The organism is Streptomyces sp. GESEQ-35 (genome assembly GCF_017948485.1).
Taxonomy (GTDB): Bacteria; Actinomycetota; Actinomycetes; order Streptomycetales; family Streptomycetaceae; genus Streptomyces.
Map to the genome: position 1 here is coordinate 362,248 of NZ_JAFFSX010000004.1, position 25,486 is coordinate 387,733.

The 25,486-nt window shown below is 70.5% G+C and carries 27 protein-coding genes; 18 read left to right on the forward strand and 9 right to left on the reverse strand.

Features of this window, described 5'->3' with window-relative positions; genetic code table 11:
• Positions 1–2 precede the first annotated feature (2 nt).
• Both KCH87_RS11025 and KCH87_RS11030 read left to right on the forward strand, forming a co-directional pair.
• Positions 3–1,202, forward strand: coding sequence for a sigma-70 family RNA polymerase sigma factor (locus KCH87_RS11025; RefSeq protein ID WP_308298806.1), 1,200 nt, complete (start codon positions 3–5; stop codon positions 1,200–1,202).
• 9 nt (positions 1,203–1,211) lie between these two features.
• Positions 1,212–1,535 carry a DUF952 domain-containing protein gene (locus KCH87_RS11030; RefSeq protein WP_210585793.1) on the forward strand — a complete coding sequence of 108 codons (324 nt, stop codon included), beginning with the start codon at positions 1,212–1,214 and terminating at the stop codon, positions 1,533–1,535.
• 177 nt (positions 1,536–1,712) lie between these two features.
• On the opposite strand, the gene KCH87_RS11035 is transcribed toward KCH87_RS11030, so the two are convergent.
• On the reverse strand, positions 1,713–2,447 hold the full coding sequence (locus tag KCH87_RS11035) for a VOC family protein (protein WP_210585794.1): 735 nt from the start codon (positions 2,445–2,447) through the stop codon (positions 1,713–1,715).
• A 148-nt stretch (positions 2,448–2,595) separates the two neighbouring features.
• Between KCH87_RS11035 and KCH87_RS11040 the strand changes: the two genes are divergently transcribed.
• The 3 genes from KCH87_RS11040 to ppk2 are packed head-to-tail and all read left to right on the forward strand — an operon-like array spanning position 2,596 to position 4,935.
• Complete coding sequence (locus KCH87_RS11040) at positions 2,596–3,750, forward strand: inorganic phosphate transporter (RefSeq protein ID WP_210585795.1); 1,155 nt, start codon at positions 2,596–2,598, stop codon at positions 3,748–3,750.
• A gap of 19 nt (positions 3,751–3,769) precedes the next feature.
• Positions 3,770–4,003: a hypothetical protein gene (locus KCH87_RS11045; RefSeq protein ID WP_210585796.1), complete on the forward strand. Its 234-nt coding sequence runs from the start codon at positions 3,770–3,772 to the stop codon at positions 4,001–4,003.
• 35 nt (positions 4,004–4,038) lie between these two features.
• Positions 4,039–4,935, forward strand: a complete 897-nt coding sequence (gene ppk2 / locus KCH87_RS11050; protein ID WP_210585797.1) for a polyphosphate kinase 2 — start codon at positions 4,039–4,041, stop codon at positions 4,933–4,935.
• Between the two features lie 205 nt (positions 4,936–5,140).
• Here the strand turns inward: ppk2 and sodN are convergent, their stop codons facing one another.
• The gene (sodN, locus tag KCH87_RS11055; protein WP_055531247.1) at positions 5,141–5,536 is read right to left on the reverse strand and encodes a superoxide dismutase, Ni; all 396 of its coding nucleotides are present in this window, start codon (positions 5,534–5,536) and stop codon (positions 5,141–5,143) included.
• Positions 5,537–5,681: 145 nt separating this feature from the next.
• Between sodN and sodX the strand changes: the two genes are divergently transcribed.
• Positions 5,682–6,116, forward strand: coding sequence for a nickel-type superoxide dismutase maturation protease (gene sodX / locus KCH87_RS11060; RefSeq protein WP_210585896.1), 435 nt, complete (start codon positions 5,682–5,684; stop codon positions 6,114–6,116).
• Here the strand turns inward: sodX and KCH87_RS11065 are convergent.
• Complete coding sequence (locus KCH87_RS11065) at positions 6,020–6,649, reverse strand: ABATE domain-containing protein (RefSeq protein ID WP_210585798.1); 630 nt, start codon at positions 6,647–6,649, stop codon at positions 6,020–6,022. The genes sodX and KCH87_RS11065 overlap by 97 nt on opposite strands.
• Positions 6,650–6,749: 100 nt before the next feature.
• Between KCH87_RS11065 and KCH87_RS11070 the strand changes: the two genes are divergently transcribed.
• From KCH87_RS11070 to KCH87_RS11080, 3 genes are all read left to right on the forward strand, one after another.
• Positions 6,750–7,508: a trans-aconitate 2-methyltransferase gene (locus tag KCH87_RS11070; protein WP_210585799.1), complete on the forward strand. Its 759-nt coding sequence runs from the start codon at positions 6,750–6,752 to the stop codon at positions 7,506–7,508.
• 179 nt (positions 7,509–7,687) lie between these two features.
• On the forward strand, positions 7,688–8,092 hold the full coding sequence (locus KCH87_RS11075) for a hypothetical protein (protein ID WP_247196018.1): 405 nt from the start codon (positions 7,688–7,690) through the stop codon (positions 8,090–8,092).
• Positions 8,093–8,122: 30 nt separating this feature from the next.
• A complete protein-coding gene (locus tag KCH87_RS11080; protein ID WP_210585800.1) occupies positions 8,123–8,473 on the forward strand; it encodes a hypothetical protein in 351 nt (116 codons plus the stop codon).
• Between the two features lie 93 nt (positions 8,474–8,566).
• Here the strand turns inward: KCH87_RS11080 and KCH87_RS11085 are convergent, their stop codons facing one another.
• From KCH87_RS11085 to KCH87_RS11095, 3 genes are read right to left on the reverse strand one after another with little or no spacing between them, the layout of a single operon-like run.
• On the reverse strand, positions 8,567–9,328 hold the full coding sequence (locus KCH87_RS11085) for an amino acid ABC transporter ATP-binding protein (protein ID WP_282612930.1): 762 nt from the start codon (positions 9,326–9,328) through the stop codon (positions 8,567–8,569).
• Positions 9,325–10,293, reverse strand: a complete 969-nt coding sequence (locus tag KCH87_RS11090) for an amino acid ABC transporter permease (protein WP_210585801.1) — start codon at positions 10,291–10,293, stop codon at positions 9,325–9,327. The genes KCH87_RS11085 and KCH87_RS11090 overlap by 4 nt, the downstream gene beginning before the upstream one ends.
• Positions 10,294–10,324: 31 nt before the next feature.
• A complete protein-coding gene (locus KCH87_RS11095) occupies positions 10,325–11,287 on the reverse strand; it encodes an ABC transporter substrate-binding protein (protein WP_210585802.1) in 963 nt (320 codons plus the stop codon).
• Positions 11,288–11,848: 561 nt separating this feature from the next.
• Here KCH87_RS11095 and KCH87_RS50050 point away from each other — a divergent pair.
• The 4 genes from KCH87_RS50050 to KCH87_RS11115 all read left to right on the forward strand — a co-directional run bounded on the left by KCH87_RS50050 (position 11,849) and on the right by KCH87_RS11115 (position 15,100).
• The gene (locus KCH87_RS50050) at positions 11,849–13,072 is read left to right on the forward strand and encodes an NADP-dependent malic enzyme (protein WP_210585803.1); all 1,224 of its coding nucleotides are present in this window, start codon (positions 11,849–11,851) and stop codon (positions 13,070–13,072) included.
• A gap of 166 nt (positions 13,073–13,238) precedes the next feature.
• A complete protein-coding gene (locus KCH87_RS11105; RefSeq protein ID WP_210585804.1) occupies positions 13,239–14,204 on the forward strand; it encodes a zinc-binding dehydrogenase in 966 nt (321 codons plus the stop codon).
• Positions 14,205–14,324: 120 nt separating this feature from the next.
• Positions 14,325–14,534: an HTH domain-containing protein gene (locus tag KCH87_RS11110; protein ID WP_004925761.1), complete on the forward strand. Its 210-nt coding sequence runs from the start codon at positions 14,325–14,327 to the stop codon at positions 14,532–14,534.
• On the forward strand, positions 14,534–15,100 hold the full coding sequence (locus KCH87_RS11115) for a Clp protease N-terminal domain-containing protein (protein ID WP_210585805.1): 567 nt from the start codon (positions 14,534–14,536) through the stop codon (positions 15,098–15,100). Before KCH87_RS11110 ends, KCH87_RS11115 begins: the two co-directional genes overlap by 1 nt.
• A gap of 58 nt (positions 15,101–15,158) precedes the next feature.
• Here KCH87_RS11115 and KCH87_RS11120 read toward each other — a convergent pair whose 3' ends face one another.
• Both KCH87_RS11120 and KCH87_RS11125 read right to left on the reverse strand, forming a co-directional pair.
• Positions 15,159–16,220: a PadR family transcriptional regulator gene (locus KCH87_RS11120; protein ID WP_210585806.1), complete on the reverse strand. Its 1,062-nt coding sequence runs from the start codon at positions 16,218–16,220 to the stop codon at positions 15,159–15,161.
• A gap of 1 nt (position 16,221) precedes the next feature.
• Positions 16,222–17,310, reverse strand: a complete 1,089-nt coding sequence (locus tag KCH87_RS11125; protein ID WP_210585807.1) for a DUF4097 family beta strand repeat-containing protein — start codon at positions 17,308–17,310, stop codon at positions 16,222–16,224.
• Between the two features lie 147 nt (positions 17,311–17,457).
• On the opposite strand from KCH87_RS11125, the gene KCH87_RS11130 reads away from it, so the two are divergent.
• Positions 17,458–18,300 (forward strand): hypothetical protein, encoded by an 843-nt coding sequence (locus tag KCH87_RS11130; RefSeq protein ID WP_210585808.1) that lies wholly within the window; start codon positions 17,458–17,460, stop codon positions 18,298–18,300.
• Positions 18,301–18,330: 30 nt separating this feature from the next.
• Here the strand turns inward: KCH87_RS11130 and KCH87_RS11135 are convergent, their stop codons facing one another.
• On the reverse strand, positions 18,331–18,513 hold the full coding sequence (locus KCH87_RS11135; protein ID WP_067236968.1) for a DUF6104 family protein: 183 nt from the start codon (positions 18,511–18,513) through the stop codon (positions 18,331–18,333).
• A 190-nt stretch (positions 18,514–18,703) separates the two neighbouring features.
• On the opposite strand from KCH87_RS11135, the gene KCH87_RS11140 reads away from it, so the two are divergent.
• From KCH87_RS11140 to KCH87_RS11155, 4 genes are all read left to right on the forward strand, one after another.
• Complete coding sequence (locus KCH87_RS11140; RefSeq protein ID WP_210585809.1) at positions 18,704–19,063, forward strand: CU044_2847 family protein; 360 nt, start codon at positions 18,704–18,706, stop codon at positions 19,061–19,063.
• The gene (locus KCH87_RS11145) at positions 19,056–21,014 is read left to right on the forward strand and encodes a trypsin-like peptidase domain-containing protein (protein ID WP_210585810.1); all 1,959 of its coding nucleotides are present in this window, start codon (positions 19,056–19,058) and stop codon (positions 21,012–21,014) included. The genes KCH87_RS11140 and KCH87_RS11145 overlap by 8 nt, the downstream gene beginning before the upstream one ends.
• 148 nt (positions 21,015–21,162) lie before the next feature.
• On the forward strand, positions 21,163–22,173 hold the full coding sequence (locus tag KCH87_RS11150; RefSeq protein ID WP_210585811.1) for a MoxR family ATPase: 1,011 nt from the start codon (positions 21,163–21,165) through the stop codon (positions 22,171–22,173).
• A 3-nt stretch (positions 22,174–22,176) separates the two neighbouring features.
• The gene (locus KCH87_RS11155; RefSeq protein WP_210585812.1) at positions 22,177–25,470 is read left to right on the forward strand and encodes an SAV_2336 N-terminal domain-related protein; all 3,294 of its coding nucleotides are present in this window, start codon (positions 22,177–22,179) and stop codon (positions 25,468–25,470) included.
• The last annotated feature ends 16 nt before the right edge of the window (positions 25,471–25,486 follow it).

The window sequence follows — 25,486 nt, forward strand, 5'->3', positions numbered from 1 at the left end:
CCGTGAGCGAGACCGTCGAGGACCTGCTGCGCCGGTGCGCGCCGCAGGTCCTCGGCGCGCTGGTCAGGCGGTACGGCCATTTCGACGCCGCCGAGGACGCCGTACAGGAGGCGCTGCTCGCGGCGGCCGGGCAGTGGCCCTCGGCCGGCGTGCCCGACAACCCGCGCGGGTGGCTGATCAGGGTGGCCTCGCGGAAGCTGACCGACGCGCTGCGCAGCGAGGAGGCGCGGCGGGCGCGGGAGGAGCGGGCGGTGGCGCTCGCTTCGCGGGACATGTCCGGCGAGGACCGTGCGCCGCGTGAGGACGACACGCTCTCCCTCCTCTTCCTGTGCTGCCACCCGGATCTGACCCCGCCCGCGCAGATCGCCCTCACTCTGCGCGCGGTCGGCGGTCTGACCACGGCGGAGATCGCGCGCGCCCACCTGGTGCCCGAGGCGACCATGGCGCAGCGGATCAGCCGGGCCAAGCAGAAGGTGCGGGGCATGCGCTTCGGGCGGCCGGACAACTGGGAGGAACGGCTGCCGGCCGTGCTCCAGATCCTGTATCTGATCTTCAACGAGGGCTATACGGCGACGTCAGGCGGCTCCCTCCAGCGCCGCGACCTCGCCGGTGAGGCGATCCGGCTCACCCGCGAGGTCCACCGGCTGCTCCCCGACGTCGGCGAGGTCTCCGGCCTGCTCGCCCTGATGCTGCTCACCGACGCCCGCCGCGAGGCGCGCACCGGCCCGCACGGCGAACTCGTGCCGCTCGACGAACAGGACCGCGCCCGCTGGGACAAGGCGGCCGTCGAGGAGGGCGTCGCGCTGGTCACCCGGGCGCTGTCGACGGGACGCGCGGGCCCGTACCAGGTGCGCGCCGCCATCGCCGCCGTACACGACGAGGCGCCCTCGGCCGAGGCGACCGGCTGGCAGGAGATCCTCGGCCTGTACGACGTGCTGGTACGGCTGGTGCCCGGTCCCGTCGAGCGGCTCAACCGTGTGGTCGCGGTGGCCATGGTCGACGGACCGTATGCCGGTCTCGCGGAACTGGACGTGCTGGAAGGGGCGGCGGGACATCGGCAGGACGCCGTCCGCGGCCATCTGCTGGAGCGGGCCGGCAAACCCGAAGCCGCCCGCGCCGCCTACGAGTCCGCCGCCGCGCAGACCCTGAGCCTGCCCGAGCAACGCTATTTGCAGACGCGGGCGGCACGGCTCAGGTCATAGCCTCACTCCATGCCTCATATCCTCCACATCACCGAACGCACCCTCTGGGACGCCGCCCGCGCGCAGGGAACGTACGAGATGTCCACTCGCGGCCGCCCCCTCCGGGAAGAGGGCTTCATCCACTGCTCCACCCGGGCCCAACTCCCGCGCATCGCCGACTTCCTGTACGGCTCCTACGACGGCCCCGACGAACTGGTGGTCCTGGTCATCGACCCCGAACTGCTCGACGTACCCCTGAAGTACGAGGCACCGGACCCCGGAGGCGAGGAGTTCCCGCATGTGTACGGGCCCGTGCCGGTGGGTGCGGTGGTGGATGTGGAGGTGTGGGGGTGACGGCGGCGCGCGGCCGGGGGAGGACTTCGTGTGTGCGTACGCGACGATCCGCTAACCGGCTCTGGCGAAGTCGGCTGCGGTTCGGCAGCGCCCCGAAGGGGCGCGGGGAACTGCGCGACCAGCCACGACGGACCCGCAGACGACCGACGGCCCATCGCGGCACCACCAGCGGAGCGCTCAGCGCGGCAGTCCGCCCGTCTCCGGATCACGGCCGGTCAGGCAGTACGGACCGCCCGCCGGGTCCCGCATCACCGTCCAGTGGCGGCCCGCCGTGACGAAGTACGCGCCCAGGCGCTCATGCTCGGCGCGGGTGGCCGGGATGTCCGCGCAGGCCAGGTCCAGGTGGGCCGAGGTGGGGCGTTCCTCGCCGAGGCGTTGCAGGAGCACGCGGATCGGCAGGCCCGGGGGCGGCTTGACCACGTGGAACTCGGGGAGCGAGCCGGGCCGTGACTCCCAGTCGGCCAACAGGGCGCTCCAGAACGTGACTTCGGCGTCGTACGCGGACGGCGCGATGTCGAGGCACACCTGGTCGAGGCGGGCGCCGCGCGTCACGGGTGGCCGCACCGACTCCCCTTGCCAGGGCACGGCGCAGAACAGCTGCCCGGCGGGGGAGCGGAGCACGGCCCAGCCGTCGTGCGCGGCGTCGACAGCCGCACCGACCGCGAGTGCCGACTTCACAAAACCCGGTACGTCGTCGACAGCGAAGTCGAGATGCGCCCCGCCCTCGCCCGACCCGACCCCCTGGACCTTCACGCAGGCGTCCGCCCCGTCGGGCAGCAGCGTCGCGAACTCCCCGAGCTCGCCCCGCGGATCGCTCAACCGCGTGTCCGTGACGGCGGACCAGAATCCGGCGGCGTGGTCGAGGAGCCCGGCGGGGCGGTCGACGAAGGCGTATGTCCAGCGGAGGGTCATGGGGTGATCGTAGGCCGGGGGGGTTGCGCACGCACCGCCCCTTTGTCCGGCCGTCCGGCACGGGAATTTGCGGATGTTGAACGGGAACCAGACGGAGCTTTTGCCTTCAGTTCGCCAGCTATTGGGAAGCGCTTGCTTCCCTCGAACAATGGATCACATCACGTTCCTCGTGGCGGTCGTCATCGTCACGGCGTTGGCCTTCGACTTCACCAACGGGTTCCACGACACCGCCAACGCGATGGCCACGTCCATCGCGACGGGCGCGCTCTCGCCACGTACGGCGGTGCTGGTGAGCGGTGTGCTGAACATCGTCGGCGCCTTCCTCTCCACCGAGGTGGCCAAGACGATCTCAGGCGGCATCGTGGACGACACTCTCGTCACACCTGGCATGATCTTCGCCGGGCTGGTCGGCGCGATCCTCTGGAACCTGCTGACCTGGCTCGCCGGGCTGCCCTCCAGTTCCTCACACGCCCTGTTCGGCGGGCTGATCGGCGCGGTGTGGGTCGGCGCGGGTGAGAACGGCGTGCACTTCGACAAGGTGGTCGAAAAGGTGCTGATCCCGGCGGTGGCCTCGCCGGTCGTCGCCGGTGTCGCCGCGCTGATCGCGACGTACCTCGCCTACCGGCTCACGGCGCGGGCCCGCGAGAAGTCCGTGACCAAGGGCTTCCGGATCGGGCAGATCGCCTCCGCCTCACTCGTCTCCCTCGCGCACGGCACGAACGACGCGCAGAAGACCATGGGCGTCATCACGCTGACCCTCATCTCCGCCGGCGCCCTCGGCCACGACGCCGGCCCGCCGCTGTGGGTCATCGCCTCCGCCGGTCTCGCGATCGGCCTCGGCACCTACCTCGGCGGCTGGCGGATCATCCGCACCATGGGCAAGGGCCTGACCGAGATCCAGTCGCCGCAGGGCTTCGCCGCCGAGACGGCGTCGACCACCGTCATCCTCACCTCGGCCCACCTCGGCTTCGCCCTGTCCACCACCCAGGTCGCCTCCGGCAGCATCCTCGGCGCGGGCCTGGGCAGGCGGCTTGCGGAGGTGCGCTGGGGAGTCGCGGGCCGCATGGTCGTCGCCTGGCTGATCACCCTGCCCGCCGCCGCGTTCGTCGGCGGCCTCTCCGCGAGCCTGGTCACGCACGGCGGGACCTTCGGCACGGTGGTGGTCGCACTGGTCGCCGCCGCGGTCGCCGCCGGCATCTTCGTCGCTTCGCGCCGCAACCCGGTGCATGCGAGCAACGTAAACGATCACCACGAGGTCTCGATCCGCGGCGCCGAACCGGCGAACGTCGGCACGGCCGCCTGAATCGGAGGAGTTGGATTCGATGGATCTGGACTGGAGCGCCCTCGGTCAGGTCGCCGCGGTGAGCCTCGGCGTCACCGTCGCCGTCGTGGTCGTCTTCGCACTCGGCGTACTGGGGCTCGCCCGCGTCGAGGGGGAGAGGGAGACTGACGGAGATACCCATGCGCTCGGCCTCGCTCAGGCCGTGCTCTGTTTCCTCGCCTGCGCGGCGGTCGTCGCGTACGGCATCTATCTGATCGTGCCGCAGTTCCACTGAGGCACCGATTCACCGAAGCCGGGGAGGGCGACAGGATGACCACGCCACTGCTGTCAGGACTGACGGTCGACTACAGCGACCATGACGAACCCGTTCTGATCAAGCCGGACGGAACCCCGGTCGAGACCTGGCGGGAGAACTACCCGTACCCCGAGCGCATGGAGCGCAAGGAGTACGAGTGGCACAAGCGGCTCCAGCAGATCGAACTGCTGAAGCTCCAGGGCTGGATCAAGCAGACCGGCCGCCGGCTGGTCGTCGTCTTCGAGGGCCGGGACGCGGCCGGCAAGGGCGGCACGATCAAGCGCTTCACAGAGCACCTCAATCCGCGTGGCGCCCGGGTCGTGGCGCTGGAGAAGCCCACGGAGCGCGAGCGCGGGCAGTGGTACTTCCAGCGCTACGTCGAGCATCTGCCGACCGCCGGCGAGATAGTCCTGTTCGACCGCTCCTGGTACAACCGGGCCGGGGTGGAGCGCGTGATGGGCTTCTGCTCGGACGACGAGTACCGGCGGTTCATGCGCCAGGCTCCGCTGTTCGAGCGGATGCTCGTGGATGACGGCGTCGACCTGATCAAGTTCTGGTTCTCGGTCTCGCAGAGCGAACAGATCACCCGCTTCACCATCCGCCAGGTCGACCCCGTACGGCAGTGGAAACTCAGCCCGATGGACCTGGCCTCCCTGGACCGCTGGGACGACTACACCGCCGCCAAGGTCGCCATGTTCCGCGAGACGGACACCGAACAGGCGCCCTGGACCGTCGTGAAGTCCAACGACAAGAAGCGCGCCCGCGTCGAGGCCATGCGCAGCGTGCTGGCCCGCTTCGACTACTCCGACAAGGACGACGAGGTCGTCGGCCACCCGGACCCCCGGGTCGTGGGCGCGGCGGCGAACCTGCTGGAGGCGGGCGAGGACTACACCGACGACACCGCGCGGTGACGGCCTCGGCCGGCGGGGGAGCGATCCTTCTCCGGCCGTGGGGGACTTGTTGCCGTCCGGGTCGCCGGACGGCATGCGTCTGCTGTTCACGTATCGTGCCCGTTCACCGAAAGGGGCCCGGTCGGCGAACCGACCGGACCCCTTTTCGATCCCCGTTGACCTGCGATGGTGCACCGATCGCCGGTCGGGGGTGACTGACTGTGCGTCAGGCCTTCTTGGTCTCCCAGAAGATCTTGTCGATCTGGGCGATGTAGTCGAGGGCCTTCTGGCCGGTGGCCGGGTCGGTGGAGCCCTTGGCGGCCGAGAGGGCCTTGAGGGCGTCGTTGACCAGCTGGTGCAGCTCCGGGTACTTCTCGAAGTGCGGGGGCTTGAAGTAGTCGCTCCAGAGCACCGAGACGTGGTGCTTGGCGAGCTCGGCGCGCTGCTCCTTGATGACGGTGGCGCGGGCCTGGAAGTGCGCGTCGTCGTTGGCGGCCATCTTTTCCTGCACGGCCTTCACCGACTCCGCCTCGATGCGGGCCTGGGCCGGGTCGTACACACCGCAGGGCAGGTCGCAGTGCGCGCTGACCTTCACCTTGGGGGCAAACAGGCGGGAAAGCATGGAGCATTCCTTCCTCGTGATCGTCTTCTCAGGTGGGACATTACTCCCTGCAAGAGAGGTTTTCGCGAGTGCCCCCATGGGCTTAGGACAAAAGTCCGGGGTCAGACTGAGACTGGTGGAGGATCGGACCGGGGAGGTGCCGGGGATGCCGGAGCTGTCGCAGGAGACCGAGCGCGGGAGGTCGCCCCTGCCCTTTGGGGTGGCCGAGGTGACCGGGCCGTCGATGGTGCCCACGCTGTATCACGGGGATCGGCTCGTGGTGCAGTGGGGAGCCAGGATGAGGCCGGGTGACGTCGTCGTTCTGCGGCATCCGTTCCAGCAGGACCTGCTCGTCGTCAAACGGGCCGCGGAGCGGCGCGAGGGCGGCTGGTGGGTGCTCGGGGACAACGCGTACGCCGGCGGAGACAGTACCGACTACGGGGTCGTTCCGGAGGAGCTCGTGCTGGGCAGGGTCCGTTTTCGGTATCGGCCGCTCAAGCCCGGTCAGCGCTCGCCGTTCGCGCTGGTGCGCTGGGCGCTGTCGGCCGCGAGGCCCGTCCTCTCCGACCGGTCGGCCTCCAGGCGTTTGCGGGCGCGGTAGGCGGCCACGTTGGCGCGGGTGGCGCAGCGGTCCGAGCAGTAGCGCCGGGAGCGGTTGGTCGAGGTGTCGAGGTAGGCGTTGCGGCACGGTGCCGCCTCGCACAGGCCCAGGCGGTCCACGCCGTACTCGGTGAGGTGGAAGGCCAGGCCCATCGCGGCGATGGCCGCGTAGCCCGCGGTCGCGTTCGACGGGTGGTCGGCGAGGTGCATGTGCCACAGCGGGCGGCCGTCGTCGTCCCGGAAGTCGTGGCCGGAGATCTGCGGGCTCACCGGGAACTCCAGCAGCAGGGAGTTGAGCAGGTCCACCGCGAGGGTCTCGTCGCCCTTGTCCGCCGCCTCGAAGACCGAGCGCAGTCGCCCCCGGACCGAACGGAACCGCGTCACGTCCGCGTCGGCGGCCCGACGGCCCGCCGACTGGTTGCCGCCGAACAGGTCGCGGACGGCCTCGACCGAGGTCAGCGAGTCCTTGCCCCGGGCCGGCTCCTCGCTGTTGACGAGACGTACGGCGTAGTCCGAGTAATAGGCCAGTTCCACTTGTAGTCCTTACGAGGGCGTTCTATGGTCGTGGTGCGGTCGGGGTAACAGCCGGTCGTGCTTCCAGGGTATTACGTATGCGACTGAAGAGGGGGCTCCGATGACTACCAGCACCGGGACCGACTGGCAGGCCTGGCAGGAGAGCTGGGACCGGCAGCAGGAGTGGTACATGCCGGACCGTGAGGAGCGCTTCAGCATCATGCTCGACATGGTCGAGGCCCTCGTCGGACCCGCCCCGCGCGTCCTCGACCTCGCATGCGGCACGGGAACCATCACGGCCCGGCTCCTCGCCCGGCTCCCGGACGCCACCAGCACCGGCGTCGACCTCGACCCGGCCCTCCTCGCCATCGCCCAGGGCACCTTCGCGGGCGACGACCGGGTCTCCCTCGTCACCGCCGACCTCAAGGACCCCGACTGGCCGGCGAGGCTGCCGCATCAGTCGTACGACGCCGTCCTGACCGCCACTGCCCTGCACTGGCTGCACAGCGAACCCCTCGCGGCCCTCTACGGTCAGGTCGCGGGTCTCGTCCGCGACGGCGGTGTCTTCATGAACGCCGACCACATGATCGACGACACGACGCCCCGGATCAACGAGGCCGAGCGCGCCCTGCGCCATGCCCGCATGGATCAGGCCAAGCGGGACGGCGCCCTCGACTGGGCCGAGTGGTGGCAGCTCGCCGCCAACGACCCGGTCCTCGCCGAGCCCACCGCCCGCCGCTTCGAGATCTACGGCGAGCACGCCGACGGCGACATGCCGCCCACGGCATGGCACACGCGCGTGCTGCGCGAGAAGGGGTTCGGGGAGGCGCGGGCGGTGTGGTGCTCGCCGTCGGACACGCTGCTGCTGGCGTTGAAGTAGGCCTCGCAAGGACCGTATTGAAGCGGTGCGGGAAAATTCGTGTGGCTTCGTCTGGTTTTCCTGTCACTGATGGTCAGTCAAGAACCTTCATGCAAAGAAGGGCCTTGCATTGGTGAATCTCGCATGATCGGATGGGAGCTCCAAGCCATTCAACGGGCTTGGAGAGGGGAAAGGTTGAAATGAAGTTTCGACCTCTGTCCGCAGTCGCCACGCTGACCATCGTGGGGGCTGGGACATTGATGACGGGGGCCCCTGCGCAAGCGGCCGGCCACAAGACGTGTGCGGTTGACCAGGGTTCCGTCTATGACATCTGTTTCGACGCCGACGGTGACAAGTTCATTGTCAACGACCTCCGCAGCGACGGCATGCGAGCCGTCGTGAAGTGGAAGGCGATGGACGGTTCGGGCCGCGTCGGACAGTGCGCGGACACCGACGGCGCCTTCAACGCCGCGAAGGTGTGCAACTACGACTTCAAAGAAGGACCGCAAAACTACGTCATGTTCCAGGGCTTCGTGCAGGAGGGGCCCAGAGGTGAGCCGGGTTTCATTTCCATGGCTTACAACGGATACATCAGCCCGAGGTGACCGGCGATTCCGAATGAATAGGGGGAACCTTTGAAGCGAAGCAAATCCATTCTCGTCGGCGCCGCGTCGGTGCTGGCTTTCAGCGGAATCCCGGTATTCGTGGCCGGCGCGCACGCCGATCCAAGCTGTGTCGTCAGTGCCACAGGCTCGACGAGCGGCAAGTCCTACACGGTGAAGGTCACCAGCAACCCTTGTGGTCGCCAGGCCCGTGCGTACCTGGGCTGCATCAACCCGGGGACGTTCTACCGGACGAACAAGTACGGGGCGACCATCTCGGGGACCAGCACAAGCAAGGCGACCTGCCACTCCGATGACAAGATCGAGAAGCGCGGTCACCAGGTGTACGTGCCCGGCCAGGGGTGGACGACCTACCTGCACTGACCGGACGTCACCAGGACGCGAAAGCGCCGGTACGGCGAGGGGATCAACCCCGCCGTACCGGCGCTCTTCATGTACTGCCGGGTTCCGCCGTGCTTACAGCACCTTCGACAGGAACGCCTGCGTCCGCTCGTGCTGCGGGTTCGTCAGGACCTCGCGCGGGTTGCCGGACTCGACGACCACGCCGCCGTCCATGAAGACCAGGCTGTCGCCGACCTCGCGGGCGAAGCCCATCTCGTGGGTGACGACGACCATCGTCATGCCGGACTCGGCCAGGTCGCGCATGACGTCGAGGACGTCGCCGACCAGCTCCGGGTCGAGGGCCGAGGTCGGCTCGTCGAACAGCATCAGCTTCGGGTCCATCGCGAGGGCCCGGGCGATGGCCACGCGCTGCTGCTGGCCGCCGGAGAGCTGCGAGGGGTAGCCCTTGGCCTTGTCGGCCAGGCCGACACGCTCCAGCAGCTCGCCCGCGCGCTCCCGCGCCTCGGCCTTGCTGACGCCCTTGACCTGGATCGGGGCCTCCATGACGTTCTCCAGCGCCGTCATGTGCGGGAACAGGTTGAACCGCTGGAACACCATGCCGATGTCCCGCCGCTTCAGCGCGACCTCGCTGTCCTTCAGCTCGTACAGCTTGTCGCCCTTCTGGCGGTAGCCGACCAGCTCACCGTCGACGTACAGCCGCCCGGCGTTGATCTTCTCCAGGTGGTTGATACAGCGGAGGAAGGTCGACTTGCCGGAGCCGGAGGGGCCGATGAGGCAGAAGACCTCGCCGGACTGCACTTCCAGGTTGATGCCCTTGAGGACCTCGACCAGGCCGAAGGACTTGTGGACGCCCTCGGACTTCACCATGGCGGTCATGCTGTGCCCCTTTCACTGCCCAGCCCGAGCATGTTCGCCTTGATCTTCTGCCAGGGAGTGGCAGGCAGGCTGCGGGTCGAGCCGCGGGCGTAGCGTCGCTCCAGGTAGTACTGGAAGACGCTGAAGACGCTGGTCATGACCAGGTACCAGATGCACGCGACGAACAGCATCTCCATCACGGCGTACGACGTGGAGCCGATCGTCGAGGTGGCGCGCAGCAGTTCGTTGTACGTCACCGCGTACACCAGCGACGAGGTCTTCAGCATGTTGATGAACTCATTGCCGGTGGGCGGCACGATCACCCGCATCGCCTGCGGGATCACGACGCGGCGCAGCGTCTTCGCGTGGCTCATGCCGAGCGCGTGCGAGGCCTCGGTCTGGCCCTCGTCGACGGCCAGTAGACCGGCGCGGCAGATCTCCGCCATGTACGCCGCCTCGTTCAGGCCCAGGCCCAGCAGGGCGGCCATGAACGGCGTCATGACGTCCACCATCTCGTCCTTGTAGATCGGACCGAGATTCAGTACGGGGAAGATCAGCGCCAGATTGAACCAGAGGAGGAGCTGGACATAGACCGGCGTGCCGCGGAAGAACCAGATGTAGACCCAGGCCACCCAGCTCGTGACCGGGTTCTTGGAGAGCCGCATCACGGCCAGCACGATGCCCAGGACCACACCCATGATCATTGCGAGGACGCTGATCAGCAGAGTGCGGCCGGCGCCGGCGAGAACGGTGGAGTCGAAGACATAGTCCCCGACCGCGTTCCACTGGATCTTGTCGGCGGTGGCGAAGGCGTTGACCAGCAGGGCCACCAGGGCCAGCACCACGGCACCGCTGACCCAGCGGCCGTAGTGCCGTACCGGAATGGCCTTGATCGCCTCGGGGGGGAGCGCCCCGCCGTCCTTGGAGACCGAGGTGGCGGCCGACGGATCCCCGTCGGCCGGCACCTTGTCGAACTTGTCAGTCACAGTGACTGCCCTTCAGTGATGCTCGGGACGGTCACTTGCCGCCGTTGACTGCGGCCTTGTCGATGGCGCCGCTCTCGGCGCCCCACTTCTCGAGGATCGTCTTGTACGTGCCATCTTCGATGATCGCGTTGACTGCCTCTTCGAGAGCCGCGGTGAGGTCCTTGTTGTCCTTGTTCACGGCGATACCGAAGGGACCCGCGTCGACCTGCTCGCCGACCACCTCGAAGGCGTTGCCGCCATCGGCCTTGCGGGCCAGGTCGACGGCCACCGGGTAGTCATTGACGCCCGCGACCGCGCCGCCGGACTTCACGCGGGTCTGTGCCTCGGTGTCGTTCTCGAACGCCTCGATGGTGATCTTCTGGTCGCCGGCGTCCGTGCACTTCGCGGACTGGTCCTTGAGGGCCTGCTCGTACGTCGTGCCGCGCTGCACCGCGGCCGTCTGACCGCAGAGATCCTCGATCGAGTTGATCTTCTTCGGGTTGCCCTTCTGGACGTAGACGGCGGTGCCGGCCGTGAAGTAGTCGACGAAGTCGACGCCGGGGCCGAGCTTCTTGCCCTTGTCGTCCAGGCCCTCCTGGCGCGCCTTGGTGTCTGTGATCGAGGACATGGCGACGTCGTAACGGCCGGAGTTCAGGGAGGTGATCAGGCCGTCGAAGGAGCCCGAGGTGAACTTGAACTCCACACCGAGCTGCTTGCCCAGCGCGGCGGCGATGTCGGGGTCCACACCGACGATCTTGCCGCCCTCCTGGTACTCCATGGGCGCGTACTCGGCGTTCGTGCCGACCTGGATGACGCCCTTGTCCTGGATCTCCTTCGGGAGCTTGGAGAACAGCGGGGCACTGTTGGCCTTGCTGGTCTCCTCCGAGCTGCCGCCACCGCTGTCGGTCTGGTCGCCGCAGCCGGTGAGAATCAGTGCGCCTGCGACCGCGATCGAGCCGACCGCGGCCAGGCGGGTGCGCGTGGCGGTCGTACGACGGGTGGAGCGTGCGGTCATGGTGGGTTCCTCCGGCGGATGGGTGGAGTTGCCGATGGGGGCGGGCGGCTGCCGATGGGTTCGGCAGTCACCGTGCGTCTTTGGTCGACGAGGGCACACGGATCGACGGGAGCACTCGCCTTCGAGTGTCGCGACCTCGTGTGATTACGGCATCTTGCCATTCGGACTACGGCATTCAGGGCGCCCCTCATGTCAAAATCGGATAACGGGTGACACCCGAACCGCCTCAGGTCGGTACATCGTGGCCGGACCTTCTACGGGAATCCTTCCTTCCGGCCGGAAGATCTTCGGTGTCAAGCGGTCCTCCAGGACTTGTCCCGACATTGAGCTATGAGTCATGTCACCGGCATGTGACCTTCGCGTTATGGACTCGTCGTCAGCAGGGTCCGTCCGGTAAGAAGGTTCTTTACACCCCTCATCCGGGGCTCAGGGCGCGTGTGCGGCGCGCCCGTCGCGTATGTGCCCGTACGCATCACCGACAAGGGCCTTACGCGGTGCCCGCCCGCTCCTCAACCAGAAGCGGCCACCCTCAAACCATGAAGACCTAAGGGGTAAGACAAAGTGGCAGCGGAGATCGTCAATCCTCGCAGCGACAGCAATACGGAGCAGGACGGCGGGGCGGAGCCCCTCGATTCCTTCGATCCGGCGTTCGCGCTGCACCGCGGCGGCAAGATGGCTGTGCAGGCCACCGTGCCGGTCCGTGACAAGGACGACCTGTCCCTGGCGTACACGCCCGGCGTCGCCCGCGTGTGCACCGCCATCGCCGAGCAGCCGGAGCTGGTCCACGACTACACGTGGAAGTCGTCCGTGGTCGCGGTCGTGACCGACGGTACGGCTGTGCTCGGACTCGGTGACATCGGCCCGGAGGCCTCCCTTCCCGTGATGGAGGGGAAGGCGATCCTGTTCAAGCAGTTCGGCGGCGTGGACGCGGTCCCGATCGCGCTGGACTGCACGGGCGTCGACGAGATCATCGAGACCGTGGTGCGGCTCGCGCCGTCCTTCGGCGGTGTGAACCTGGAGGACATCTCGGCACCGCGGTGCTTCGAGATCGAGCGGAAGCTCCAGGAGCGACTGGACATCCCGGTCTTCCACGACGACCAGCACGGTACGGCGGTCGTGACGCTCGCGGCCCTGCGGAACGCCGCGCGGCTGACCGGGAAGGGCCTCGGTGAGCTGCGGGCCGTCATCTCCGGCGCGGGGGCGGCCGGTGTCGCCATCGCCAAGATGCTCGTCGAGGCGGGGATCGGGGATGTGGCGGTCGCGGACCGCAAGGGTGTGGTGTCGGCCGAGCGGGACGATCTGACGCCGGTCAAGCAGGAGCTGGCCGGATTCACCAACAAGGCGGGCATCACCGGATCGCTGGAGACGGCTCTGGAAGGCGCCGACGTCTTCATCGGGGTCTCGGGCGGTACGGTGCCGGAGGCCGCGGTCGCTTCCATGGCCGACGGGGCGTTCGTGTTCGCCATGGCCAACCCGAACCCCGAGGTGCACCCCGATGTGGCGCACAAGTACGCGGCGGTCGTCGCGACGGGGCGGTCGGACTTCCCGAACCAGATCAACAACGTGCTGGCGTTCCCGGGGATCTTCGCGGGGGCGCTCCAGGTGCGGGCCTCCCGGATCACGGAGGGGATGAAGCTGGCCGCCGCCGAGGCGCTGGCGGCGGTGGTGGGGGACGACCTCGCCGCCGACTACGTGATTCCGTCGCCGTTCGACGAGCGGGTTGCTCCCGCGGTGACCGCGGCGGTGGCTGCGGCTGCCCGGGCCGAAGGCGTTGCCCGGCGCTGATGTGCGCGTGAATGGCCCCGTCCGGTTGGGCGGGGTCATTTCTTTGCCTGGTCGTGCGGCCGTTCGGGTGGTTCGTGGAGTGCCTCCCGGCAGGTTCGTGCAAGAGGGCAAGTGTCACAGGGCTCCGTTGTTCCGTACGCCCCGTGTGGCCCCTATCGTCGAGCCCATGTTCGCCGCCTACGCTGCCCGAATCGACCGTGACCAGCCGCTCTCCGGCCTGGAGTTGGGGGAGCGTCCGGCTCCCGAGGCTCGTGCCGGATGGAGTGTCGTCAACGTCAGAGCCGCCTCCCTCAACCATCACGACCTGTGGTCCCTGCGGGGTGTGGGTCTCCCGGAGGACCGGTTGCCGATGATCCTCGGATGTGACGCCGCGGGCGTCGACGAGGACGGCAACGAGGTCGTGCTGCACTCCGTCATCGGGCAGACCGGGTACGGGGTCGGCCCCAAGGAGCCGCGCTCCATCCTCACCGAGCGGTACCAGGGCACCTTCGCCGAGCAGGTCGCCGTACCGACGTGGAACGTCCTGCCCAAGCCCAAGGAGCTCTCCTTCGAGGAGGCCGCCTGTCTGCCCACGGCCTGGCTGACCGCGTATCGGATGCTGTTCACCAATGCCGGCGTGCGGCCGGGGGATTCCGTGCTCGTGCAGGGCGCCGGTGGTGGTGTCGCCACGGCCGCGATCGTGCTGGGGAAGGCTGCGGGGCTGCGGGTGTTCGCCACCAGCCGGGACGAGGCCAAGCGGAAGCGGGCCGTGGAGCTGGGGGCCGTGGAGGCTGTGGAGTCGGGGGCGCGGCTGCCGCAGCGGGTCGATGCCGTGATCGAGACCGTGGGGGCCGCCACGTGGTCGCATTCGGTGAAGTCCCTGAAGCCGGGCGGCACGCTCGTCATCTCCGGCGCGACGAGTGGTGACCGTCCCTCGCATGCCGAGCTGACCAGGATCTTCTTCCTGGAGCTCAAGGTCGTGGGGTCGACGATGGGGACCAAGGACGAGCTGGAGGACCTGCTCTCCTTCTGTGCCGCGACCGGTGTGCGCCCCGTGATCGACGAGGTGCTTCCGCTGGACCGGGCGCGCGAGGGCTTCGAACGGCTTGAGTCCGGGGAGCAGTTCGGCAAGATCGTGCTCAGTCACTCCTGACGGTTTCGTTTGTTTCGTTCGTGCGGCGGGCTCCTTTTGGGGCCCGCCGTTCGGCGTTTCTCCACGACTCTTGCGTCAACCGCGGTTGACAGGCCGGGATTGTCAACGTAAGTTGACATCATGACCGAAGCAACGGATCTCGCCGAGCGTGCGGGTGACCGCGATCCTCGGGTCGGACTACGGGCCGTCGCCGCGCTGCGCCGGCTGCTGGAGCAGCTGGAGGCGGTGCAGGTGCGCAATGCGCGTAATCAGGGCTGGTCGTGGCAGGAGATCGCCGCGGAACTCGGTGTGAGCAGGCAGGCCGTGCACAAGAAGTACGGGAGGCATTGATGTTCGAGCGGTTCACCAAGGACGCCCGCGAGGTGGTGCAGGAGGCGGTCGGACAGGCCGAGCGGGCGGGGGCGTCGTCCGTCGAGGCCGAGCACATGCTCCTCGCGCTTCTCGATCGCGAGGGCAGTCGCGCCTCCTTTGCGCTGGCCTCGCTCCTCGGCAACGGCGAGCACGGCAAGGAGTCGGTGCGCAGCGCCCTGGTCGAGGCGCGGCGACGGGCCGGGCTGTCCCAGGCCGACGCCGAGGCGCTCGCGGGGCTGGGGATCGACCTCTCGGAGATCGTCGCCCGGGTCGAGGAGGTGCACGGTGTCGGGGCGATGTCCGGCGACCGGAAGGGCAGGGCGCGATCCGGGCATCGCCCCTTCGCCCGCGGCGCCAAGGACACGCTCACGGAGTCCCTGCGGGTTGCCGCCGGGCGCCGTGAACGGCATATCGGGGACGAGCACATCCTGCTCGCCCTGGCCGCCCGGTCCGGCGTGCCCGGCGAGGTCCTCGCCGATCACGGGGTGACGTACGAGGCCCTGACGCGCGTGCTGTACGGCGGCGGTGAGGCCAAGGCCGGCTGAGGGGCGTCGGTGGCAGTGCGGCCGACAGGTCGCCGCACTGCCCCGCGCGAGGGTGCGGTCACCCCTTCGGTGTCCGCAGCAGTGCCCCGATGTGTGCCGCCGCCGTCGACAAGTGGCGGCGGGCGTCGCGGAGTTGGTCGCCGGTGACGCCGTGGTCGCGGGCCGCGTCGCGGATGTCGTCACGGAAGCGGTCCAGCAGACGGTCCAGGTCCCGGATCGGGTCGCCGGTGGAGGACTCGTGGGCCCATGACGGTTCGAAGTCGGCCGGGAAGTCCTCCGGAGTGGTTGAGTACTCCGGTTCCGCGGGCGCGGACTTGGCGGTGCCGGCCCGGCCGAAACCGAAGTCCTTGCCGAACTCCTTGCCGTAGTCCTTCCCGAACTCGCCGAACTCCTTGGCCAGTTCCGTCAGGCCCTCGCGCACGCCCGTCGGCCAGTCGCCTCGTGTGAAGTGATCCTGCACCTGCTCCTGGACCCTTCTGGCGATGCGCTGCACCTCTTCCTGCGCCTGCGCCCGGGCCCGGTCCTGAGCCTCCTTGGCCTGGCGACGGGCCCGCTGGGCCTCCTCGCGGGCCCGGCGGCTCTCGTCCTTGGCGCGCCTGGCCTGCTCCTTCCACTCCTGCTTGACGCGACGCATCTCCTCCTTGGCGGTGCGCCACGCCTCCTTGTCGGCGTAGTCCGCGAAGTCGCCGAGCGGGCCGTCCTGTTCGGAACCGGCCTGGCCGCCGTTGCCCTGGCGTGCCTCGCTCGCCGCCGCCCGCATCTCACGCCGCAGGTCACCCGCCGCGCCGCGCACATCGGCCTGGATCTCGGCGGCGAGTTCCGCCACGGACTCCCGGATCTCCAGCTCCAGGTCGGCCAGTTCACCGCTGCGGTCGGCCAGTTCGGCGCGGCCCGCGTCCGTGATGGCGTACACCTTGCGGCCGCCCTCGGTGGTGTGGGTGACCAGGCCCTCGGCCTCCAGCTTGGCCAGGCGCGGGTAGACGGTGCCCGCCGAGGGGGCGTACAGGCCCTGGAAGCGGTCTTCGAGGAGCCGGATCACCTCGTAGCCGTGGCGTGGTGATTCGTCCAGCAGCTTCAGCAGGTAGAGGCGGAGGCGGCCGTGGGCGAAGACGGGAGGCATGTCAGAGCACCTTCTTGTCGGTCGTGCCGTCGGCCCGGGCGCTGGTGGCGCCCTCGCCCGGACCGGAAACGGAATTGTCCCCCGAGTTGCTCTGTGGTCCGTCCACCGAGTCAGCCTGTGGTTCGTCTGCGGAGTCGTCCTGTGGTCCGTCTACGGCGTCGTCCTGTGGTCCGTCCGCGGAGTCGTCCTGCGGACGGTTCGCCGGGGCGGCGTCCTTCGGGACGTGGACGTCCGCCGGTTCCGCCGGTGAGCCCGCGGTGGCCTCCCAGGGCTCCTCCTCGTCCTCCTTGGGCGGGCGGCGCAGCAGGGCGATCGAGCCGGAGACGGTGGTCGCCCGCAGTTTGCCGTTGCCCGGGCCGAGCCGGCCGGTGATCTTGTGGGCGCCCCACTGGCCGTGGACCCGCAGCCCTTCGAAGGCGTTGGAGATCGTCCCGCTCGCGGTGTTCGCCTCGACCTGCGCGTCCGCCGGCTGCGGCAGCCGGATGGCGATCTCGCCGGAGACGCTGGTCAGCCGTACGTCGGTGGGACCGTCGGGGTCGAGGTCGACGATCATGGAACCGCTGACCGAGTCGGCCCGCACCGAGGAGCCCGAGCCCTCGACCACGGTGAGATCGCCGGAGACCGAGTTGAACCGCAGGTTGCCGGTGACGGACTGGGCCTCCAGATTCCCGGACACCGTGTCCGCGCGGACCGGGCCGGAGAGCCGGACGAGAGTCGTGTCGCCTATGACGCCCTTCACCACCGAGGGGCCGTCGATCCCGGAGACGACCGCGCCCGCGCCGACCACCCCCACCTCCACGCGCGTGGAGGCCGGAACGGCCAGGGAGACCACGGCACTGCGGCGCCAGCCCCTGCGGTCCAGCCACTTGAGGAAGCCCTTCCAGGGCAGGTCGTCGTACGCCACTGTCAGCGTGCCACCCTCCTGGGTGACCACCAGGGGCGGTCCCTCGATCTCGGAGACCTCCAGGCGGGCGGAACCTTCGTCCGTCCCCACGACGTTCACCGTTCCGTTGACGATGCGCACATGGAGCTCGCTCACCGGCTCGTCGAAGGTGAGCTTCCTGGGCTCTGCGACGGACCACTCGGACATGGTGCAGACCTCCATGTGACAACGCGCCATATCGCGTCTCGTGTAATTCACGATATATCGCGCCCACGGAAAGTCAAGACACTCGTTCTGGGGATGTTCTCGCCCTCAAATATGACCAAACGGTGTAAATCGACCTAGCGTGTGTTCATGTCGCCGGAAACCTCCCGTGCCGCCCCCGCCCCGGGCGCCCTGCTCCTCTGCCGGGCCGGGGTCGAGTCCGTCGCCCCCGCCGCACAGCTGCTGCGCGAGCCCATGCTGCTCTCGCCGGCCGGCGCGGAGTGGAGCGTTCTGGTCCCCGAGGGCACGCCGTGGCGGCCGGGCGCCGGCCCCCTCGAACCAGTCGACCGGGTCCTCACCGGCTGGGCCACCGCGCTGGCCGTCGGCGCCCCCTGGCCGGTCCTCGCCCTGTGGTGGGACGCCGACCGCAGCGGCTACACGCTCGCGTCCGGCTTCCGCCGGCCCGTCGGCTATGACTGGCTGGCCAATGGCACCCCGGCCGGTGAGGACGAGGCGATGCGCACCTTCGCCGCCCGTCTGGGGCTCGACCCGGTGCTGGACGTACAGGACCTCGAGGTGCTGACGAAACCGGACTCCGAGGCCGACGCACGTGCACGCGTGCGTGGCCTGCTCGCCGTCCTCACGCGCGCGGGAGTGGCCCTTCCCGCCGGCCTCGTCCCCGGCGAACCCGCCGGCCGTCTGCGCGAGGCGGCCCGCGCCCACCCGGAGACCCGGCACGTCGAGTGGCCCGGCCGGCGTGAGGCGGTCCGTGCGGGACTCGTCGCGGTCGACCGCGGCCGTCTGGGGCCCTGGCTGCCCTGGTCCGGCGACCCCAGGGCCCGCGCCCTCGCCCTCGCTCACGTGGCGGTGGGCCTCCCGCTGGCGGCCTGGGGCGTACGGCAGCGCAGCGGCGGCTGGATCACGGCGGGGGCGCTGCTGATCGCGCACGGCGCGCTCGGGCTGACGTACGAACTGATCCGCCCGCGGGACTGACGGCCACGGGCGGAGCGCCCCCGGAATCGCCTACTCGTCGTCGTCCTCGTCGTCCAGCCGCGCCAGCCACGTCGCCAGTCGCTCCACCGGCACCTCGAAGTCCGGGTTCAGATCGACGAACGTCCGCAGCTGCTCGGCGAGCCACTCGAAGGTGACCTCCTCCTGGCCGCGCCGCTTCTCCAGTTCTTCGATGCCTCGGTCGGTGAAGTACAACTCTTGCTCCTGATGCGCACGGGACCAGCCCTACGGCCTACTCACTCAGGGTAGGCCGTACGCGCGCGTGTCCGGTTTCGCACGCTGTGCGGGGTCGCGTGCAACCGGCCGGGCCATTAGCATCGTCGCAGTTCAAGTGGGGCCCGGTTGGGGGCAGTTGGACCGGGCGCAAGCTCGACGGGGGAGCGGCATGAGTCACATCCAGGAGATCGAACTGCCGGGCGGGACGATCGTCACCGCCCGGATCGGCAGCGACGACGAGTACGGCGACCAGGAGGACGTCGGCTTCACCGAGGCCGCCCTGGCCAGGGTCGACCAGCTCCGGGAACTGATCACCGCGGTCGGCGGCACGGTCCTCGACGCCGCCCGCGCGGCGAAGCCCAGCGAGGCGGCCATCACTTTCGGTGTGGAGCTGACGGCCAAGGAGGGCCTGGCCGTCGCCGTGCTCGCACGGGGCGAGGCCAAGGCGTCCTTGCAGGTCACGCTCACCTGGCAGCTGGACCGGCAGCCCGGCACCGCCGCCGCCGTGCCCCCGTCCGGCGATGAGTGAGCGCAGGGAGCGCCTCGAGGAGCTGGCGAGAGCCGCCACGGTCCATCTGCTGCCCGCCGGGGGAGCCGACGGGCCGCTGTGGGGCAGCGGGTTCTTCGTCGCGCCCGGCTGGGTGCTGACGGCCGCGCATGTGCTGCGCCAGCACCTCAGGGCCGACCCCGGCAGGGCGTTCCGGGTGCGCGGCGTGGGCATCGACGCCGAGGCGCGACTGGGGCAGTGGCTGCTCGTCAACCCCGCGCTGAAGGACGTACCGGCGGAGCAGGACCTGGCCCTGGTGCGGCTGACCGGGGACCCCGACGACCACCAGCACGAGTGCGTGTGGCTCGCCGACCGCGCCGTACGGCATTCCGGAGCCGTCAAGATCTACGGCTACTACCCGGAGCCGCCGCTCCTCCACGCGCGCGTGGTCGAGGCCGAGATCAACGGCAAAGAGGACGAGTACGGGCTGATCATCAAGCCGGACGTCGAATTCCCGAGCGGTGTCTCGGGCGGTCCGCTGCTCGACCCGGACACCGGAGCCGTCGTCGGACTGGTCAAGTCGCGCCGGAAGCAGACGGACGGCGGCAAGGCGGTGGCGATCTGCGCGCTGCGCCGGTTCGGGGAGACGTACCGCACGGTGATGGCGGCTCACGACCGGTGGCACGGCACCGAGCCGGAGTCCGAGAGCGGGGACAACTGGATCGAGCTCCAGGACCGCCCGCCCGCCGACGACGCCGAGCGCTGGTCACCCGCCGACCGGCGCGAGGCGCTGGACCTGCTCGCCGCGCTGCCCGCCCCGCCCGACGCGTTCACCGTGGAGGTCCTGGCGAACCACGCCCTCAGCGGCAGCAAATGGCCGGGCGAGACCCCCGAGCTGCTGACCTGGCGCGACGGCCACGGGCTGCTCTACGAAGGGCCGTATCCGCGCGACTCGCTCACCTTCCTGCGCTACCTCAAGCACATCGAGGCCTACATAAGCTCCCGGGGCGGCAATTGCGCCGTGCTCGGTGAATGGACGCGGAAGCGACTGCGCAAGGACCGGCGCCGCGCCTGGCACGCCCTCGTCGAGGACGTCCGCCTCCCAGAGGCCCTGCGACCCGCCCCCGCCGACGGTCCTGAACGTGTCGTGATCCGCTACCCGGGCCCCGGCGAGGGCACCACGGTGGCCGTCCTCCTCGACCCGGTCATCGGCCCTGCGCCCGCCCGGTTCTTCTGGCAGATCTGGTGCGACGACGGCGCCGGCGCGCCCGAACTGTACGAGGAGGACAGGTCGGTCCACGGGCATCTGCCCGGCGGGCTCGTCCAGGCGCTGCGGGAACCGCTGAGCCGGCTGCTGCGCGCGAAGGACCGGGCGGACCGGCCCGTACCGCTCGAAGTCGCCCTGCCCGCCGAGTACTTCGACACCGAGGTGCACCGCTGGCGGTTCGACGACATCGCCGCGCTGAACGACACCGGACACCTCGGCGTACGCCGCCGGGTCGTCCTGCGCTCCCTCGCGCGCCGCGGAGAACCGGACAACCTCTGGTCGGAGCGCTGGCAGACGACGGCCGCCCAGCGGCGCTTCTTCGGCTGGCGCACCCCGGAGCGGGGCGTCGTGCCGACCGCGGTGCGCTACCGCAAGGCCGCCTGCGACCGCATCCCCGTCATGTGCCGCCCGGCAGGTCGGGGCTCCGGGCGTACGGCGATGAAACTCGCCCTGGAGACCGGCCACGGCGTCGCCCTCTGGCTCATCGACGGACACACCGGCCCGGCCTGCACCGAGGCCTGCGAAACCCTCCACGCCAAGGCCGAGGAACTGCTCGGCGGTCTCGGCTGCCTCGCCGAACTCCCGGACCGGCTCCGGCACTTGCGGCAGGACATCAGCGAGCAGCGCGCCGAGGGCCGCTGGGCGGAGCCGCTGGCCATCCTGTACGACGACCCGCGGCGCCCGTTGCCCGGCGAGGAGACCGAACCTCTGGACGCGCCGTTGTGAACATCCGGAGGAACATCCACGACAGTCGGCCGAAAAATACGGTGTGGAATGCCCTGCCTGGGTACATTTCCAGGGGCCCGTTGCGGGCGCTCACCGCCCCCGTCGGCCAGGACGTGGATGACCACCGACCGTCGACGAGGAGCGCAGCATGAGCGAGTGGTTCATCTACCGGGGCACCGGGGGTCCGGATCCGGACAGGATCGGGCAGCTGCCGGCCCCGCCGCCCTGGCGGGCCTTCGACGCCCGGGCCGTACGGTACGACGTCCCGGACCTCGACGCCTCGACCCACCGCAGGCTCGGCGCGCGCACCGTCCCGCTGCCCATCCAGGACCCCGACACCCTCGAACTCATCAACGCGGCCCTGTACTTGAGGCGCCCCCTCCTCGTCACCGGCGAGCCGGGCGTCGGCAAATCGACGCTCGCCCACTCCGTCGCCCACGAACTCGCGCTGGGCCGGGTCCTGGACTGGCCGATCGTCAGCCGCAGCGAACTCAAGGACGGCCTCTACACGTACGACGCCATCGCCCGGCTCCAGGACGCACAGCTGGAACGTACGAACGAGGAGGGCGAGCCACTCTCCGAGGACATCGGCCGCTACCTCAAACTCGGCCCGCTCGGCACCGCGCTGCTCGCCGCCGACCGGCCCCGGGTGCTGCTCATCGACGAGCTGGACAAGAGCGACATCGACCTGCCGAACGACCTGCTGAACGTCCTTGAGGAAGGGCAGTTCCCCATCCCCGAGCTGGAGCGGATCGCCGACCGTACGCCAACGGTCCGGGTGCTCACCGACGACGGCCGGCGGGTGGAGGTGACGGGCGGCCGGATCCGCTGTCTGGCCTTCCCGTTCGTCGTCATGACCAGCAACCGCGAGCGGGAGTTCCCGGCCCCGCTGCTGCGCCGCTGCATCCCGCTGGACCTGAAGGCGCCGCGCGACGAGCGGCTCGCCGCGCTCGTCCAGGCGCACTTCGGCGCGGACGCGTACGAGGCCAACCGCGACATCGTCGGTCAGTTCACCGACGCCGAGGCGGACGGCGCCCTGCGCCCGACCGACCAGCTCCTCAACGCGATCTTCCTCGCCCAGCACGCCGCCCGCGACGCGGCCCGCCGGGAGGAGATCTCCGAGCTGCTCATGCAGCCCCTGGACCGCGGGCCCCGGTAGCCGATGTCCGCGCCCGGCACCCCCACAGGCGACGCGAGCGGCGCGCTCGCGGCGCTGGTCGCGCGGCTGCGCGACGCCGGGATCCCGCCGGGCGTCGAGGAGCTCGCGGACGCGCTGTGGCTGGCCCGCTGGCTGCCCGGGACACCCGACCGACCGGCCTCACCCGACTCCACCGCCGGCGGCCCCACGTCCGGCCCGGCCGACGCCCCCGGCTCCCGGCCGGCCCGGCCGCACTCCGTCCCCGCCGCGGAAGACGCACCGGCCGAACAACCCGACGGCGCCCGCCTGTTCGCGCCCGGCGAGGGCAGTGACACCCCCGGCGGCCGCATGGCGCCCGTCCACGTCCCCGCCGCACCCGTCCTGCCCGAACCGCTCTCCCTGCAACGAGGGTTACGCCCCCTCCAGCGGTACCGTGCGCCCGTACGGCCCGTCCCCCGCGTCCTCGACGAACAGGCCACCGCCGAACGGGCCGCCGAGTCCGGACTCGTCCTGCCCGTCATGCGCACCGAACGGCGCCGCGAGGCACGCCTGCTGCTCCTGATGGACGTCTCCACCTCCACTGTCGTGTGGCAGCAGGCGCTCGACGAACTGCGCCAGGTCTGCGAACGCGCCGGAGCCTTCCGCGAGGTACAGGTGCAGTACCTGCACGAGGCGCCCGGCGGCCTGCCCGGCTACGCCTCCGCTGCCGAGCACCCCGGCCCGCTGCATGCGCCGGAACAGCTCAGCGACCCCACCGGACGCCGGCTGACCCTCGTCCTCAGTGACTGCGCCGGGCCGATGTGGCGCAGCGGTCGTATGCACCGGCTGCTGCACGGCTGGGCGGCCACGGCGCCGGTCGCCGTGGTGCAGCCGCTGCCGCAGCGCATGTGGCTGCGCACCCATCTGCCCGCCCGGCGTGGACTGTTGCACCGGCGCGAAGGGCCCGCCGGCGCGCTGGAGTTCCTCCCGGAGCGCGGGCGTGCCCAGCAGGGTGCGCTGCCCGTGCCCGTCCTCGCGCTGCGCCGGCCGTCCGTGGAGGGCTGGGCCCGGCTGGTCTCCGGCGCCACCGGACAGGCCCTCGCCGCCGCCGCCGGCTGGGTACGCGCCGACCAGCCCGCGTCCGGCGCGCCGGTGCGGGCCACGGAGGACATCAGCGGTGCGGAACGCGTCGGCGTCTTCTGGCGCACCGCGTCCCCGGAGGCCCGCCGGCTCGCCGTGTACCTGTCCGCCGTACCGCTGTATCTGCCGGTCATGCAGCTCGTCCAGCACGCGATGCTCGCCGGGAGCGGTCCCGACGTGCTGTCCGAGGTGTTGCTGAGCGGACTGCTCAAGCGCCGTCAGGACGCGGACGAGCCGCGGGCCGTACGGTACGACTTCCTGTCCGGGGTGGCGACCGAGCTGCGGACGCGGCTGGCCGTCGAGGACGTCGAACTGCTGCTGAAGCACTGTTCCGCGTACGTGGAGCGGAAGTTCGGACGCAGCGCGCGGAACTTTCCCGCGCTGGCCCGGGCGTTTCTGCGGGGAGCGGTCGACCCCACTGCCGCCGCGTCGCCCGCGGTCGGGCTGGGCGAGGAGCAGGAGCCGGCCGGGCTGCGCGCCTTCGCAGAGGTGTCGGCGGACGTGCTGCGCGACCTCGGTACGCGGATCCCGGTGGTGACGACGACACCGCCCGAGCTGACCGCGGGCGACCTGCTCGGCAACGGACGCGAGGCGATCGAGCGGTACGGGCGAGAGGGGCTCACCCGGGAACTCGACGCCGCCGTGGGGTACTTGAGGCTGGCTGCCGGGATCGCGGGGAGCGGTGAGGAGCGGGCGGCGGCGGGGGAGGAGCTGGCGAACGCGCTGCTGGCGAGGTGGCGGGTGCGGGGCGTGGGGGAGGACCTGCGGGACGCCTGGGAGGCGATCGCGGAGTCGGAGAGCGGAAGTGCGCGGGGGCGGTTGCTACGCGGGTTGATCTGTGGGGAGATCGCGGGTCAGGTGAGCGCGCGGGGCATCGAGTTCGAGGGAGTGCCGGGGAGTCTTCGGGAGTGGGCGCGCGGTGCGGCGCACCCGCGCCACCCCGTCGAGGACTACGCGCTGGCTGTGGCACTGGACGTGGCCGACCGGGAACTGGAGGCGGTGCGGGCGGAGGAGCTCGACGAGCGGCCCGGCACGGGGCTGCCGGCCGTCGGGCAGATGCTGATGCGCGTACGCCGCTCGATCGCCGAGTCCGGCGTACGCGCCGCCGGTCCGGACGGCCCGTTCCGCGCCGCCGTCGATCCCGAGAAGTGGTACGTCGCCCACATGGAGCGGGCCGCCGAGGCAGGGAGCCGACTCGTCCGGCCGTCCGGACCCGCGCTGCCCCTCGTCGCCCTGGGCCACCTGTGGCTCGATCTGGCGCGGCAGCACGCGGGCAGCGGCTTCGTGAGACCGGCCGTACGCCGTGCTGAGCTTGCCGCCCTCGCCGCCGCGCGCGCCGCCGAGGCGTTCCGCGCGGCGGTGTCCGACGAGGACACCCTCCCCGCCGAGGAGCGTTGCAAGGCCTGGCTGGCTCTGGCGGACGCGGTCGAGTACCAGGGGCGCGACGCGGACGGACACCCCACGACGCGTGAGGCATTGGAGCAGGCCCTCGCCGCCGCCGGTGACAACGCGCTGCTGCGCCTGGAGTGCATGCTGCGCAGCGCACGACTCCATCTGCGCGCGTACGGCGAGACACGCGTCCCCGCCGAGCGGGACCGTGCCATCGACGCATGGGCCGGCGCAGAGCTGCTGCTGGGAGAGGACCATCCGCTCCGCGCGTCGGTCCTGACCAACTTCGGCCTGACCCTGCTGAAGCGCGCCGAGACCGAGGGCTCCGTCGCGGACACCCACCACGCCATCCGGGTCCTGCGCACCGCGGTGGAGGAGAGCCGGGACGAGGCCTACCTGCCGGTGCAGCGCATGACGCTCGGACGGGCCCACGTCCAGCGCTTCGCATTCGAGGGCGTGCTGGCCGACCTCCACGAGGCGGACTGGATACTGGGCGAGGCCATCCGGGACTCCGAGGACCCCGAGGTACTGGCGTCCTGCTGGAACACGAGGGGAGAAGTGTTCCGGCATCTCGGCCACCGCACGGGCACACCGGCGCACCTGCACCGCGCGGTCGAGTGCTTCACACACGTCATCGGCCTCGCACGCGACCTGGGAGACGACGCCATGGCGGCCGAGGCGCTCATCGGCCGGGCCCGGACCCGGGAGGACCTCGGCAGGGTCACCGCCGCCCGCGCCGACTACGAAGAGGCCCGGCGCCTCGACCCCCGTGCGGCCACCCGCCTGGACCCCGAGACGGCCCCCGAGTGACGGCCCGCCCGGACGA